The following is a 15,412-nucleotide window of genomic DNA, read 5'->3' as shown; positions in this document are numbered from 1 at the left end:
GTTTTATAATATTAGAAGAATTTTATCTATATGTCAATCAATAAATTTAAGTTTATCTTCTACTCTTACTTACTTTGTTTTGTCATATCACACTTATTATAATTAAAATTTCACAAAAGAAACCTGTTTTTATTGTTTGATGCTATTTTGACTGTTATAATTGACTATGACGTTACACACGTTATAAATATAAGCTATGAGGATTTAACAAATGAAATTTATAGAAAAACATCCTATGATTATGATCATAATTGGCATCTTTGGTATTTCTTTATCTGCTATCTTTGTTCGATATTCGAAAGCACCATCTACAGTTACAGCATTCTATCGTTTATTTTTCACCGTGATTCTTTTGTCACCAATGCTATTTTCCAATGGGGAACATCGAACAGAATTAAAAACTTGTAAATTAAGAAACTTTCTGCTGAGTGCATTGAGTGGTATTTTTCTGGCACTGCATTTTACTTTCTGGTTTGAATCGCTATATCATACTTCTGTTGCCAGTTCTACTGCAATTGTATGTACTGAGGTAATCTGGGTAGCCATTGGCTATGCCATTTTTATGAAAGGACACCTATCCAGATTCGCGATCTTAAGTATTATGATTACATTTTTAGGAAATATTTTTATTGCTTTTTCTGATTCTTCCCATGCTTCCGGAAATGCATTGTATGGAGATTTTATTTCTTTAGCTGCTGCTATTTTTGTTGCAGTTTATATGCTAATTGGACGAAAAATGAGAGAAGAAATGAGTACTACAGTATACACTTATATTGTATACTTCTTTTGTATGACATCTTTACTGATTGCCATCGCATTTCAAAAAATTTCATTTTGGGAATATGGTATGAATCCCGCAATTTGCGGACTTCTCCTTGGAATTTTTTCCACATTGCTGGGACATAGTATCTTTACCTGGTGTCTGAAATATTTCTCACCTGCCTTTGTTTCTGCGTCTAAACTATGCGAACCTGTGGTGGCATCTATTCTTGCGTTAATCTTATTCGGTGAAATGCCTGCCATATTACAGATTCTCGGAGGTGCTATTACCATTGGCGGTGTACTGCTTTATTCCCATGTGGAAACAGCAGATATGTAATTTTATGAATTTATAAAAAAAGACTTACGACTTGAACTGCTTCCCGGACTTATGTCCGGTCCAGATGTTCTGTGTCGTAAGTCTTTTTATTTACTTTACTCAATTCAGATTGTTTTGTGCATTTTTAGTTTGTCTGCCTTCAACTATAACGTATTGATATCATTTTGTTTTTACTTTTAATATACTCGAATGACTGTAGAAATTTCTCTTGTTGTATCCATATTGCGAATATTAACCAAAGCATCTGCAAAATTCTGCTCTAGAACCAGATGTGTAATAACTACCAGTTCAGCATATCCGCCAATCTTATTTTTCTGAACAACCTGTGCAATACTAACATTACTTTTTCCAAGTGTATCTGCGATCTTAGCAAGTACCCCTGGTTTATCTTCAACCAGCATTCTCATAAAGTATTTGCTTTCAATTTCTGTTATCTTTTTAATTGGAATATTCTTATAGCATGTACAATGAATTCTTCCATTACAATGGAACTGGATATTTCTTGCCACATCAATAATATCTCCCATAACAGCACTTGCTGTCGGCAGTTCTCCAGCACCTCTGCCATAAAACATTGCGTCATCTACAGCATCTCCATGGACAAATACTGCGTTAAAAGCATCATTAACTGTAGCAAGCGGATGGCTGCTAGGAATCAGCATTGGATGTACACGGACTTCAATCCCCGTTTCAGTATTTTTAGCAACACCAAGGAGTTTAATATCACATCCCATTTCTTTTGCATACTGAATATCTTTTGCTGTAATATTTGTAATTCCCTCTGTATGAACATCTTCAAATGTAACTCTTGAATTAAATGCAATGGATGCCATAATTGCCACCTTGCGACCTGCATCATAACCCTCAATATCTGCTGTTGGATCTGCTTCTGCATATCCCAGCTCCGTTGCAAGAGCCAGTGCTTCGTCAAATTCCATTCCTTCCTGAGACATCTTTGTTAAAATAAAGTTGGTTGTCCCATTAACAATCCCCATGACTTCTGTCAGATAGTTTCCAGCCAGACACTGTTTTAATGGTCGGAGAATCGGAATACCTCCGGCAACAGATGCTTCAAATAATAAATCACATCCATTTTCCTCTGCCTGATCCAGTAATTCCTTACCATATGCTGCAATCAAATCCTTGTTGGCAGTAACCACATGTTTTCCTGCTTTTAATGCATCCATAATATATGTGCGGGCAGGTTCAATTCCACCCATAACTTCCACAACAATCTGAATTTCATCATCTAATAAAATATCTTCCCACTGATCTGTCAGTAAGGCAGAATCTATTCCATCTCTTTTCTTAAATTTATCACGTACCAGAACTTTAGCAACAGAAAGATTTGCTCCTATTTTATAAGGCATTTCTTCTTTCTGACGCTGAATCAGTTTATAAACCCCTGTTCCTACGGTTCCTGAACCTAGCAGGGCAACTTTTACATCTCTAATCTCTTCCATGATACACTTCCTTTGCTATTTTTCTTCTTATGTGAAAAGCATCCGTATAATTATCATGCTTTCATATCGTATAGATAGTTTTAAGTATATCATATTTTTATAAAATAACCTATCATTTTTTTCTTTTAATCATTCTAAAAATAGAAATCAATCAGACCATATCCTTTAAATATTCCAAAAAGCGAAAACTCAGACATCTCTTTATGCCTTCTTGATCCCCTTTTTCGATCATTTCAATAATATTGGCATCTTCAATAATCAAATCTGTAATGCAGCCAATAAACTCTCTTTGAATAATATCCATTTTTTTTGGATATAATAAAATCGTTACAGCACGAACAGATTCTGATATACCACAGTTAATTACTTCTTGCTCCTCGAAATAACAAATAGCTAGCGCCAGCTTTGTTATGGAATTCATAAAACATTCAAAATATCCGACCTCTGTTGCGGGAATCACAAAATAGTGTTCCATCTCCGGTTTGTTTTTATGATAAGATTTCAGCTCATTTTTAGTAATACTTATGCCAATTTCTCCTGCCCAATCTATAATCTCATCTGATACCATTTCTCTGGTAATATTTTCTTCTTTAATTCTCAAAATTCTGAAATCTTTTAAAAGCTGAGTGGAATATTGTGTAAATAAATTTAACTGGGTCAATACATTGATTCCATCCATACTATCCCATCTTCTGGAATTTTTTTCTCTTTCTTCGATCTTCTTTAATGTTTTATGCTTGTGTCTCCGAATTTTTTCCTTTACCAGCTCCAGTTCTTGCTTATTAAGCAAAGGAGAAACCTTAAGGTATGTGTCAGAATCCAGATATAAAGGTATTGTTGACAATATTAAATCATAATCATTTAAATCTTCGCTTCCAAGACCTATCAATGATACAATTTTTCTAACATATATTTCTGGTATTTCTCGTTCCAAACGGCTTGCAAGCATTTTAGATGAACCCATACCACTGGAACATACAACCAGAATCCTAAATGTCTTCTTTGTAATATTATCCAGTGATACGGCAAAATATAATACCAGATATCCAATCTCATCATCCGGGAAAAAATCATTCGGGAACACTTCATAAACACTTTGTTTGATAATTGAAAACAGTTGTTTATAATCCTTTTCAATTTCACGGATAATTGGATTAGATATGCACATACCACTTCTGATTCTCTTTAATGCTTTATCCATATGAGTCAATAAACCATCCATCAGTTTCTCATCCTGACTTAGATATATTCCCATACGATCTTCAACCTTTTCAACAAATTCCTGTATTTTAGGTCTAAGCATAAAGTTAACTTCCAGTATTCCTTTATTTGAATGTGAAGATATACAAATACTTATCAGCCATAAAATATATTCTACTTCTTGTTCCTCAAGTTGAATGGCAAACCCTGATTCAATAATCCGAACAATTTTATCTGCAATTCTTTGATTTGTTTTCTCCGCTTTTTTGCTCAAAAAACGCAGTTCACCTTGTTCCTTTACATGATCATGTCGCCGAATCATCAATGCCGTTAGTGTAATAAACTCCAGATAACTCTGATCTTCAAAATATAATTCATTTTGACTAAACTGTTCTTGCAGATCTTGAATTAATCTATGACATTTCTGAAAAATATCTTTATATCCATATTCTGACAATTTTGACAGAAAAGGATGGGACTTGTCCAAGTCCCCTTCCAGCCATCGCAGGAAGACTGCAATCTCAATGTTTTGCACTAAAAGATTGACCAGCAAGTGATCTTTCGACACCTGATTTCCACTAAGACAAATCCCTTCACCTTTTTTCTGTACTAATTCTAAATTATATTCCGGAACCAACTTTCCGATTTTTTTCAAATCATTCCGGATTGTAGGTAAAGAAGTTTCCAAATCGATTGCCAATGCTTCCGTTTTGATAAATTCTTCTTCATGAAGCAGCTGCATGATAATATAAAACATTCTTTCCTTTGGATCTACAATCTGTACATGTACTCCTGTATTCAGTTTGCTTAAGAGCTTTTGAACTTTTTCTTCATCACCAACAATCTTAATTCCCTTTTTGCTGACAGTTTCCAGTGTAATATCATATTCAGATAATACATCTGTGATTTCAGGGATTTCCCGATACACTGTTCGCTCTGAAATGTTCATTTTGCCCGCAATATCCTTGATAGTAATATATCCATGCTCTGCTACTACGATTTGAATTATCTCTTTCGTCCGCGTTGACATTATCATAATCCTATCCGCTCCTTTACTAAGGCTTATAAAATCTTCAATTACTCTGCCATTTCTTTAATCGCCTGAGCAATTGCTTTATGTTCATCTGCATTGAGGAACTCTTTAATTTCAATTACCGGAACTCCTGCTGGTGCAGATTTCTTTGCTGCTTCCAGAAGATTAGTGTTTGTTACGACCACATCTATATCTTCTGGAATCTGATGTACTGATACATGGCTGACATCAACAAATACACCTATTTTATTTAACTGTGTTTTCAGCATAGAAGCTCCCATTGCAGAAGATCCCATACCTGCATCACATGCAAAAGCAACTTTTTCAACTTTACGCTTTGCAACATCAGATGATACTTTCTTTTCTTCACCAGGTGCACTATGGCTTTCTACAAACTGGCTCATATCAATTCCGCCGACTTCCTGATCATCATCTGTAGATTTATCTCTCTTCAGGAAGAAAGCAACAATTACAAAGGATACCGCCGCGGCAATCAGATATGCCATTATATTAACAAACAGTTTTCCTTTTGGTGACATAATAATCAATGCGATGATTGATCCAGGAGATACAGCTGCTACTGCACCACCATCCATAAATGTTAACCAGAATAATGCTGCGATAGAACCACAAATTGGTCCAAGAATTGTAACTGGTTTAATTAATGCATATGGGAAAGATACTTCCCCGATACCACCGATGATATGGATGATAGCTGCACCAGGTGCAGATTTCTTAGCCATTCCTTTGCCAAAGAACATAAATGCAAGAACCAGTCCTGCCCAGTTACCACCATTTGCTTCAACTAAGAACAAAATAGATTTTCCTGTCTGAGCAGCCTGTTCAATAGCTAATGGTGTAAAGATACCATGATTGATTGCATTGTTCAGGAACAATACCTGTCCAGGTACAACGAAGATTGGGGTAAATGGCAGAATATTATGTGCCATTGCAAAATTAACACATGCAACTAATACATTAGTAATTGCTGCGAAAACTGGTGTTACAACTACGAATCCGGCAATCATCAAAATTGCTCCGATGATTCCCATGGTGAAGTTGTCTACTAACATCTCAAGACCAGGTTTTACATGTCCGTCTAAAGCTTTATCAACCTGTTTGATGATCCATGCACCTAAAGGTCCCATGATCATACCACCGATCATCATTGTTACATCAGCACCGATAACCACACCGATTGTTGCAATCGATCCAGCTACAGCACCACGTCTTCCATATACAGTATAACCACCCGTGTAACCAAATAAGATTGGAATCAAATATGTAAGTGTTGGGCTTACCAATTCATTCATTTTTTCATTTGGGAAATATCCTGTAGGAATAAATAAAGCTGTAATAATACCCCATGCGATCAGGGCTCCAATGTTAGGCATTACCATTCCTGAAAGGAATCCACCCATTTTTTGAACCTTGGCTTTTAAATCATTTGCCATAATAGTCCTCCTTTTGTTCCTCTACTTTTTAAATTTTCTTCTTACAATTTTCAAAAAGAAAAAAGTGACATAAGGATAAACGTTTATCTTGTAAGCTTATTATAACGGCAATTCCTGCTATAAGTCCACCAATCATAGTGTTAAGTTTTGCAAAAAAAATTTTGACAAGTTTTTCATTTTATTTATCTTTTTTTTCACAACAAAAAAAGATAACACTGATAAAATCAGTATTATCTTTCTATTTCAGAAACATCACCTGGCACTCTGAATGCTTAAAATATAATTCAGCCTGCCTCTGCTATAACAATATCCAGACCCTGCTTTTTAATTGCTTCAGCATCCTTGGATCTTATTCCGTCATCCGTAATCAGACAGGTAAACTCATTCAAATCGGCAAATTTACAAAAATTCTTTTTTCCGATTTTGGAACTGTCGCATAAAACATATCGTTTTCCTGAAGTTTGCATCATGGCACGTTTCATAGCCGCCGTCTCTTCATATGGGCTTGTCATTCCTTTGCTAATAGACAAAGAATTGGGTGACATAAAAACTTTATCCACAGAAATTCTCTTTAAAAAATCTATCCCAAAAGATCCAATGGTACACTCAAACCTATTTCGCACATTTCCTCCGATTAATATTACATCAAGAGTTGCTGTCTTCTGCAATCCCAATGCAATCGTAAGATCATTGGTCACAACTTTAAGGTTGTTAAAACTGGTAAGACCTGATGCAAATTCTACCATGGTCGTTCCGCTATCAACCAGGATAATATCGCCCTCTTCAACAAAATCCATAGCTTTCCGGGCAATCCGCCGCTTTTCATCATAATAAATTTCTTTTCTGAGTGCTAAAAGATTTTCTCTTTCAACTGTTTCCTGGTTTAAGATTGCACCTCCATGGGTCCGAATCAGTAATCCCTCTGATTCCAGCTCTCTCAGATCCGTTCGTATTGTAGCTCCAGTAACATGAAACTCTTCAATAAGTTCTTTAATACTTGCCTTCTTATGCTGGCGCATATATATCAATATTGATTCTTTACGTTCCCTTGCAAACATTCTTTCCTTTCTTTACTTTTTATACTTCAAAATGTTCTAATAATATATCTTCTGCTTCCTTATTCCATAATCCTTGATGTTTGTCGCATGCATCTGCAAGTTTGGTAAATAATGGATTCTCTTCTCCTATTTTACGAAAATCTTCAATAGATGTCAATGGCATATGAATCTGTGTATATATTAATTTTTTACCTCCCGGTATTTCTGGAAGATGCAGAGTTGTGTCTGCATATGCATCTAATCCTCCAATATGTGTAATCATTACAGCTGGCTTTACTTCTTTTTTTGATATCAGATCAAGGGCTTCCAAAAGATCTTCTTTAATTCCTCCAGATGACCCTAATATCTTAGTATTTCGATAATGTGAATCATACAGATTTATTTCCGCTGAAAATCCGCTGTCAGAAGGTCCCGCAAATAAATTCATACATCCATCAAACGCCATAATTTTGTTTCCTGTTTCAGCAATCTGACGAACTGGAGCATATACAAATACATCATGATATCCTTCTCCGCCTGTCAGTTCCATCAGTTCTTTTACTTCGTCATCCATTTTGGCTGTATTTACATAATGGAGTTCTATCCCTTTTAATCTAGCTTCTTCTTCTGAAATCACTTCTCTTGCACGATTTAATCGATCATCGTTTATTTCCGTTACCACAATCATTTTAGGTTTATTTTTCATTGCCAGTGCATAACTGATCGCTCCCAGTCCCATAGGCCCGCATCCACCAAGAATTGCAATATTTCCACCTTCTCTGGCCCCTATAAAATGTTCATGTGTCTCTGGCTTTGTATGATAGTTTGCATTATATCCGCCGATAATACAGTACATAGGTTCTGAAACAGACACCTCAAAGAAAGAATCTCCATCATAGTGGAGCAGACATCCCTTCTCAATAACTTCATTTGGAACAATACAATAGGTTACGGCACCACCAAAATACTCATAAGAATATCCTGGAGCTCCCATCTGACCTGGAATGCCTGGTAATACTACAAAACGCTCTCCAGCTTTATACTCATTTTTCCATTTTGAACCAACTTTTTCAATTGTTCCTGAAAATTCATGACCAACAATCACTGGTTTTTCTCCAATAGTATCTGGTACCCGAATATGACCGGAACCTAGTTTCACTTCTTTCCATGTTGACATGCAAATACTATCACTCATTACTTTCAGAAGCACTTCATCTTCCTTAATTTCCGGAAGTTCAAATTCTTCCAGACGAATATCTTTTGATCCATGCATTCTTACGCCTTCTACTTTCATCATCACATCTCCTTTTCTTTTTGAAATTTATTTTTTATTTTTCTTTTATTTTTTTTTATTTTAAAAACATAATAGCATTATTGTGGTATTTTTGCAACATAAAACCACTTATTTGCAACAAAAAAAGGAGAAATCACAATGATTCCTCCTTCAATATTATTTACATATTTTCACTATAAGTCCTTTGGATTCGAGAGTTTCCTTTTCTCGTTTTGAAATACCTTCATCTGTAAACATCATTTCAAATTCCGATAACGATGCGAACTTACAGAATGATCTCCTACCGATTTTACTGCTTTCACAAAGCATATAGGCTTCTGCAGATGCCCTTATCATTGCTTGCTTAATTGCCTGCATTTCTTCATTACTGGTGGTTGCACCATCAAATACTGATAGTGCATTTGGAGATAAGAATACTTTGTTGGCTGCGATACCTTTTAAAAAATCCAAGCCTATGGCTCCATGGGTCAGACGAAACCTGTTTCGAACTCTTCCTCCAACCAAATACAGATCAATCCATGGATTTTCCTGCAATTCCAGTGCAATTTGAAGATCATTTGTAATAATTTTCAAATCTTTTGCATCTTTCAGTTCTCTGGCAAGCTCCAGCGTTGTAGACCCACTGTCAAGAATGATGGTTTCCCGTTCATTAATATACCGCTTTGCTTCTCTGGCAATTGCTCTTTTCTGCGGATTACATTTTCGGCTGATCAGATTATCTTCCTTTTGGATCTCATCATCTTTCAGTAAAGCACCTCCATGGGTTCGAACTAATTTACCTTCTTGTTCCAATGTACGTAAATCCGTCCGAAGCGTTGCGCCACTAACCTGAAATATTTCTTCCAGTTCTTTCACTTCAATTCTCTTTTTTTCTTTCAGATATGAAATGATATGATCTCTTCGCTCTTGTGCAAACATACTTCACCTGCTTTTCTATAAACTATTTTACTCCATAATGTGCAAATAATGCTTTTTCTGCTTCGACACTCCACAATCCATTATGTTTGTCACAAATATCTGCAAGTTCATTAAAGAATGGATCCTCATCGGCAAGACTTCTTAAGTCACTGATGGCAGTCATAGGCATATCGAACTGAAGATAAGTCAGTTTCTTTCCACCTGGAATATTTGGCAGATTCATAGTTGTATCAACGATGGAATTAATTCCTCCCACATGTGTAATCATTACAGATGTTTTGATTTCTTTTCTCGCCGCACGATCAATGGCTTCTTTCATATCATCAATGCTTCCGCCTGTACTTCCCAGTATACGGGTTGAATTATAATGACAATCATAAAGATTAACATCTGCAGAGAATTTTGTATCAGTTGGTCCGGCAAAAAGATTCATACATCCATCAAATCCAAGGATCTGATTTCCAAGCTCTGCCACACTCTTAATCGGCACATAAATAAATACGTCGTCAAATCCTTTTCCGTCTACTGACAATGCTTTTAATTCTTCAGCTGGATTTTCCATTTTGGCTGTGTTTACATATATCAGTTCAACACCTTTTTCTTTTGCTTCTTCTACAGAAATCACTTCATTAGCTCTTGCCAGTTTTGCATCATCCACATCTGTAACAATAAGTTTTGCCGGTTTATTATCGATTGCCAGAGCATAGCTGACTGCTCCTAGTCCCATCGGTCCACATCCTCCAAGGATTGCAATACTTCCGCCTGCTTTTGTTCCCATTACATGTTCATAACGGTCTTTTGTATGATAGTTTGTTTTATAACCACAAATAACACAGCACATAGGTTCTGCTACAGAAGATTCAAAATAAGATTCTCCTTCGTGTGTCCACAGACATCCTGCTTCAATAATATCATTTGGGAAAATACAATATGTAGCGGCACCACCACATTCTGTATAAGAGTATCCTGGAGATTCTGCCTGCCCAGGAATTGCTGGCTGCTGAGCAAACTTCTGACCTGGTTTGAATTTGTCCTGCCATTTCTTTCCAACTTTTACAATATCACCAGCAAATTCATGTCCTATGATAATTGGATTTTCTGCAACGTCAGCAGGAACTCGCTTATGGTTTGCTCCCTGTTTTACCATTTTCCATGTTGACATACAAATACTGTCACTCATTACTTTTACAAGAATTTCATCATCCTTAATTTCCGGTAATTCAAATTCTTCTAAACGAATGTCATCAGCACCATACAATCTTACACCTTTAACCTTCATATTCTCCTCCTTTAATACAAGTAAGTTATTTTTATGTATTTTTATTTATTTTCATTTATTTTCATTACAACTGTATATTAGCATTTCACCTTACATATTGCAAGAGATTTTTTAATAAATTGATAATTTTTTTCATTTTTGATATATATGTTGACTTTTCCTAAACTTTGTATTATATTCAAAGCATAAACAATTAAGCAATCATTTAATCGTAAAGAAAGGATTATTTTATGAGTCATTTAAATATCTCTTCTGTTGATATCCATGGACATGGTTGTGATGTCACAGAATTAAAAAATGCTCTTCCTTCTGAAGAGTTCTCCATAGAAGCTGCGAGTTTGTTTGGATTACTAAGTGACAGCACCCGTCTTCGAATTTTATATCTGCTCTATAATCGAGAAGTGTGTGTTCGAAATATAGCTGCAGCTATTGAAATGAGCCCTCCTGCTGTTTCACATCACCTTCGTTCATTAAAACAACTAGGTGTCATTACCAGTCGAAGAATCGGTAAAGAGGTTCATTATACAATTTCTGATTCTAATGAAGGCTGCCTCATTACTGAAATGCTGAAAACAATTTTTGAAAAGGGGAAAATCAATGAAAGAAATTAACAAACAATACCATAAAGAATGTGGTTGCGAGCATGATCACCATCATCAGGAAGAATGCGGTTGCGGTCATGATCACCATCACCAGGAAGAATGCGACTGCGGTCATGATCACCATCATCAGGAAGAATGCGACTGCGGTCATGATCACCATCATCAGGAATCCGCTGCTGCCAAAGAAGGTACCGGCGCTCCTGTAATTTTTATTATCGACAATCTGGGCTGTGCTCATTGTGCCGGTAAAATGGAAGAAAAAATCAATGGTCTTCCGGAGGTTGAAGCAGCTTCTTTGACTTATGCAACAAAACAACTGCGTGTCTGGGCTCCTGATGCAAAATCCCTTCTTCCGCAGATTCAGAAAATATGTACATCCATCGAACCTCAGGTAACTGTTTCCATACGTCCTGCCCGCATAAAACATCAAAAAGAAACCACCAATAATACAATGAACGAAGATACAAAAGCTTTAATCTGCATCATTCTCGGTATTGGATTCTTTACTGCAGGACAATTTTTAAAATCCTCCAGCGACATTTATGGAAATCTTTGTTTTATCATTGCGTATGTTATTTTAGGAGCCCGGATTGTCTGGACTGCTTTTCGCAACATTACCCGCGGTCAGGTTTTTGATGAAAATTTCTTAATGAGTATTGCCACAATTGGAGCTTTTTTTATCGGAGAATTTGCTGAAGCTGTTGGAGTCATGCTTTTTTATCGCATTGGTGAATTATTTGAAAATAAGGCTGTTGCCCGAAGTCGTTCACAGATTATGGATGCCATTGACATGCGTCCTGAAGTGGTAAATTACGTTGATATTCATGGTAATATATCTGTTATAGATGCAGAAGATGCCCAGATAGGTGATATTATACAGGTACGTCCAGGAGACCGTATTCCACTGGATGGTACTATTGTTACAGGAGAAACAATGATTGATACTTCTCCTGTAACAGGCGAACCGGTTCCTGTATCCGCTACTGTAGGTACCTCTGTTATCTCTGGCTGTATGAATACCTCGGGATTAATCCAGATAAAAGTTGAGAAGCTTCTTGAGGATTCAATGGTCACACGCATTATGGATTCTGTAGAAAATGCTGCTGCCAGCAAACCAACAATTGATCGTTTTATCACCCGATTTTCCAGAATCTATACACCTTTTGTTGTTATTCTGGCATTGATAACTGCCATTCTTCCATCTTTAATCACAGGAAATTGGCATCATTGGGTATATACCGCACTGACTTTCCTTGTTATCAGCTGTCCTTGTGCTTTAGTACTGAGTGTTCCTCTTGCATTTTTCTCTGGAATCGGTGCAGGATCCCGTCTGGGTATTCTATTTAAAGGAGGCGCAGCTCTTGAAACATTAAATCATATCCAATCCATCGTTATGGATAAAACAGGGACCTTAACTGAGGGCAATTTCCAGGTGCAGGAAATTCATTCATTAAGCAGTTATTCTGAAAATGAACTTCTTGCATTGGCGGCATCCTGCGAAGCAGGTTCTTCACATCCAATTGGAAAGAGTATTTTAGAAGCTGCCCGGAAGAAAAAATTGTCATATTCCTCAGCTGATTCTGTAAAGGAAATTGCCGGTCATGGAACTGTTATTTCTCTGGATGGAAAAGAAATTCTAGCTGGCAATCAAAAATTAATGGATATGTATCATATTTCTGTTCCTGAATCAATTAATTTATATGGAACTGAAGTATATATAGCTGAAAATGGTGTGTTGGCCGGATATATCCTGATTTCTGACACATTAAAAAAAGATGCTAAATCAGCCATTGGGATTCTAAAAAATCAAGGACTTCACACGGTAATGCTTACTGGCGATTCTATCAAAAGTGCCGAAGCAATTGCCTCCCAGACTGGTATTGATCAAGTATATGCACGTCTTCTTCCTGATGAAAAACTAAGTCGACTAAAAGAAGAACGTCAGAAACATGGATCTGTCATGTTTGTCGGAGATGGAATCAATGATGCTCCGGTTCTGGCAGGAGCTGACTGCGGTGCTGCCATGGGCAGTGGGGCTGATGCAGCCATTGAAGCTGCTGATGTAGTCTTTATGACTTCCAGTGTCAGTGCAATCCCTCAGGCTATTTCCATCAGTAAGAAAGCTAGTCGTATTGCATGGCAAAACGTTATTTTTGCATTGGGAGTCAAAGCTTTGGTTATGATTCTTGGACTTTTGGGATATGCCAATATGTGGATGGCCGTATTCGCTGACACGGGTGTTGCAATGCTCTGTGTTATCAATTCCATCCGTGCAATGAAAGTCCAATAAATTAAATTATCCTTCAAGACTCGCTCGCGAGTCTTGGCGCGGAATTCGGGTCTGCATAGCAGACATACTTCCAATCCGAATTCCTGCGCATCCTCGCGGAGCGTATATCAGATGGGGGATTGAAACCCGCCACTGATACATAATTGTTGCTCACCGCCTACAGAGGCGGGAGTCATCCCTCATCTGATATAAATCTCAATTCATATAACAGTAAACCCACAGCATTCATAATTAATATGCTGTGGGTTATATTAAAAATTGGCAAGTAAAATATCTTCTGCTTCTTTATTCCAAAAGCCTCCATGTTTATCACAGGCATCAGCCAGCTGACCAAATACTGGATTATTTTTTTCCAGTTTTCTAAAATCCTCAATTGCCGTCAACGGCATATTAATGTGATTATATATGATTTTTTTCTCTCCCTGCATTTTCTTTAAATAGAGAGTTGTGTCAACAACAGCATCTATTCCTCCAATATGTGTAATACCAATTGCCGGATTGATCTTCTTATTATCTATAATTTCTAAAGCTTCTTCCATATCTGAGCGAAGTCCCCCCGAAGAACCAATTAACTTTGTTTTGAGATAATGACTTCCATAAATATTCATTCCAGCACGATATTTCTTGTCTGCAGTTGCCGCATAAATATTCATACACCCATCCATTGCCATAATCCGATTACCGATTTCTGCCACATTTTTAGGAGGTGCATACACAAATACATCATCATATCCTTTTTCTAGAGTAATAGCAAGTAATGCAGGAACAGGATCTGTTAACATAGACGGATTAATATAATATAATTCAACCCCATTCCTTCTTGCCTCCTGAACCGTAATCAATTTTCTGACTTTTTCAATACGTTCTTCATTGGTATCTGTTATCACAAGTCTTCTAGGCTTCTTTTTCATTTGTAATACATATCGGATTGCCATGATTCCCATAGGACCACAACCTCCCAAAATAATCGTATTACCGCCTTCACGGATTCCTAAAATATGTTCATGTGATCCTGGAATCGTGTGATAATTGGAATGAAAACTTCCAACAATACTATATAAAGCCTGTGCCATTGCTGGCTCGTAGAAACTATCCCCCTCATACGATATCAAACAACCCTTTTCAATTATGTCTCCGGGAATAATACAATATGTTGCTGCGCCTCCAAAATACTTATATGAATACCCTGGCGACTCAATCTGACCCGGAATCTCTGGAACAATTACAAACCGTTCTCCCTCATGATAATCATCCTTCCATTTTTTTCCTACTTTTTCAATAATTCCTGAAAACTCATGACCTATCAGAATGGGATTGGTATGAATATTTTTGGGAACTCTTAAATGTCTCTGTGCCAGAGTTATTTCTTTCAGTGTAGACATAGCAATCCCATTACAAATAACCTTTAATAAAATTTCATCTTCTTTTATCTCGGGAAGATCAAATTCTTCCAATCGTATATCTTTTACTCCATAAAGACGTACACCTCTTACTTTCATCTATATCCCCCCCTAATAACCTTTTTTTCATTGTCTCTTTTCTGTATTATATCATATTTACTTTTTCATTTCTTTTTTATTATTTAGAACAAAACGGTCAAGTCCGCGTGGTCCTTCCAAATCATAACCTCCACTGACAAGTGGAGGTTTGCTCTGTCCCTGTAAGGGACTTTTACCTGCTTAGGTCTCAAAGACCTCTCGAATAAAAAGCCTCAACCGCACCATATTTACATGGCTAATCCTT

The 15,412-nt window shown here is 36.7% G+C and carries 11 protein-coding genes; 3 read left to right on the top strand and 8 right to left on the bottom strand.

Annotated elements, in window-relative coordinates; translation table 11 throughout:
- The first annotated feature begins 211 nt into the window (after window positions 1-211).
- The gene (locus KTB61_RS11310; RefSeq protein WP_075760236.1) at window positions 212-1,099 is read left to right on the top strand and encodes a DMT family transporter; all 888 of its coding nucleotides are present in this window, start codon (window positions 212-214) and stop codon (window positions 1,097-1,099) included.
- A gap of 176 nt (window positions 1,100-1,275) precedes the next feature.
- Here KTB61_RS11310 and KTB61_RS11305 read toward each other — a convergent pair whose 3' ends face one another.
- The 7 genes from KTB61_RS11305 to KTB61_RS11275 all read right to left on the bottom strand — a co-directional run bounded on the left by KTB61_RS11305 (window position 1,276) and on the right by KTB61_RS11275 (window position 10,777).
- Window positions 1,276-2,562, bottom strand: a complete 1,287-nt coding sequence (locus KTB61_RS11305) for a homoserine dehydrogenase (protein WP_216697533.1) — start codon at window positions 2,560-2,562, stop codon at window positions 1,276-1,278.
- 151 nt (window positions 2,563-2,713) lie between these two features.
- Complete coding sequence (locus KTB61_RS11300) at window positions 2,714-4,798, bottom strand: BglG family transcription antiterminator (protein ID WP_216697532.1); 2,085 nt, start codon at window positions 4,796-4,798, stop codon at window positions 2,714-2,716.
- A gap of 41 nt (window positions 4,799-4,839) precedes the next feature.
- The gene (locus KTB61_RS11295; protein ID WP_216697531.1) at window positions 4,840-6,249 is read right to left on the bottom strand and encodes a PTS mannitol transporter subunit IICB; all 1,410 of its coding nucleotides are present in this window, start codon (window positions 6,247-6,249) and stop codon (window positions 4,840-4,842) included.
- Window positions 6,250-6,533: 284 nt separating this feature from the next.
- Window positions 6,534-7,307 (bottom strand): DeoR/GlpR family DNA-binding transcription regulator, encoded by a 774-nt coding sequence (locus KTB61_RS11290; protein WP_075760232.1) that lies wholly within the window; start codon window positions 7,305-7,307, stop codon window positions 6,534-6,536.
- A gap of 19 nt (window positions 7,308-7,326) precedes the next feature.
- Window positions 7,327-8,580: a zinc-binding dehydrogenase gene (locus tag KTB61_RS11285; protein ID WP_216697550.1), complete on the bottom strand. Its 1,254-nt coding sequence runs from the start codon at window positions 8,578-8,580 to the stop codon at window positions 7,327-7,329.
- Window positions 8,581-8,736: 156 nt separating this feature from the next.
- A complete protein-coding gene (locus tag KTB61_RS11280; protein WP_075760230.1) occupies window positions 8,737-9,498 on the bottom strand; it encodes a DeoR/GlpR family DNA-binding transcription regulator in 762 nt (253 codons plus the stop codon).
- A 22-nt stretch (window positions 9,499-9,520) separates the two neighbouring features.
- Window positions 9,521-10,777, bottom strand: coding sequence for an alcohol dehydrogenase catalytic domain-containing protein (locus tag KTB61_RS11275; RefSeq protein WP_075760229.1), 1,257 nt, complete (start codon window positions 10,775-10,777; stop codon window positions 9,521-9,523).
- A gap of 230 nt (window positions 10,778-11,007) precedes the next feature.
- On the opposite strand from KTB61_RS11275, the gene KTB61_RS11270 reads away from it, so the two are divergent.
- The gene (locus KTB61_RS11270) at window positions 11,008-11,388 is read left to right on the top strand and encodes an ArsR/SmtB family transcription factor (RefSeq protein ID WP_075760228.1); all 381 of its coding nucleotides are present in this window, start codon (window positions 11,008-11,010) and stop codon (window positions 11,386-11,388) included.
- Window positions 11,375-13,669 (top strand): heavy metal translocating P-type ATPase, encoded by a 2,295-nt coding sequence (locus KTB61_RS11265; protein WP_216697530.1) that lies wholly within the window; start codon window positions 11,375-11,377, stop codon window positions 13,667-13,669. Before KTB61_RS11270 ends, KTB61_RS11265 begins: the two co-directional genes overlap by 14 nt.
- Window positions 13,670-13,920: 251 nt before the next feature.
- Here the strand turns inward: KTB61_RS11265 and KTB61_RS11260 are convergent, their stop codons facing one another.
- Entirely contained in the window at window positions 13,921-15,168 is a 1,248-nt protein-coding gene (locus KTB61_RS11260) for an alcohol dehydrogenase catalytic domain-containing protein (RefSeq protein WP_216697529.1), read from the bottom strand.
- Window positions 15,169-15,412 lie beyond the last annotated feature (244 nt).

Origin of the sequence: Anaerostipes faecalis (genome assembly GCF_018982945.1) — a bacterium.
GTDB classification, from domain to species: domain Bacteria; phylum Bacillota; class Clostridia; order Lachnospirales; family Lachnospiraceae; genus Anaerostipes; species Anaerostipes faecalis.
Note: the sequence above shows the minus strand (reverse complement) of the source record. Positions and strands in the feature narration are given on the sequence as shown.

What these genes read in the sequence shown, in the direction of transcription:
- KTB61_RS11310 (WP_075760236.1), top strand. Translation starts at nt 212, where the DNA reads ATGAAATTTATAGAAAAACATCCTATGATTATGATCATAATTGGCATC.
- KTB61_RS11305 (WP_216697533.1), bottom strand. Translation starts at nt 2,562, where the DNA reads ATGGAAGAGATTAGAGATGTAAAAGTTGCCCTGCTAGGTTCAGGAACC.
- KTB61_RS11300 (WP_216697532.1), bottom strand. Translation starts at nt 4,798, where the DNA reads ATGATAATGTCAACGCGGACGAAAGAGATAATTCAAATCGTAGTAGCA.
- KTB61_RS11295 (WP_216697531.1), bottom strand. Translation starts at nt 6,249, where the DNA reads ATGGCAAATGATTTAAAAGCCAAGGTTCAAAAAATGGGTGGATTCCTT.
- KTB61_RS11290 (WP_075760232.1), bottom strand. Translation starts at nt 7,307, where the DNA reads ATGTTTGCAAGGGAACGTAAAGAATCAATATTGATATATATGCGCCAG.
- KTB61_RS11285 (WP_216697550.1), bottom strand. Translation starts at nt 8,580, where the DNA reads ATGAAAGTAGAAGGCGTAAGAATGCATGGATCAAAAGATATTCGTCTG.
- KTB61_RS11280 (WP_075760230.1), bottom strand. Translation starts at nt 9,498, where the DNA reads ATGTTTGCACAAGAGCGAAGAGATCATATCATTTCATATCTGAAAGAA.
- KTB61_RS11275 (WP_075760229.1), bottom strand. Translation starts at nt 10,777, where the DNA reads ATGAAGGTTAAAGGTGTAAGATTGTATGGTGCTGATGACATTCGTTTA.
- KTB61_RS11270 (WP_075760228.1), top strand. Translation starts at nt 11,008, where the DNA reads ATGAGTCATTTAAATATCTCTTCTGTTGATATCCATGGACATGGTTGT.
- KTB61_RS11265 (WP_216697530.1), top strand. Translation starts at nt 11,375, where the DNA reads ATGAAAGAAATTAACAAACAATACCATAAAGAATGTGGTTGCGAGCAT.
- KTB61_RS11260 (WP_216697529.1), bottom strand. Translation starts at nt 15,168, where the DNA reads ATGAAAGTAAGAGGTGTACGTCTTTATGGAGTAAAAGATATACGATTG.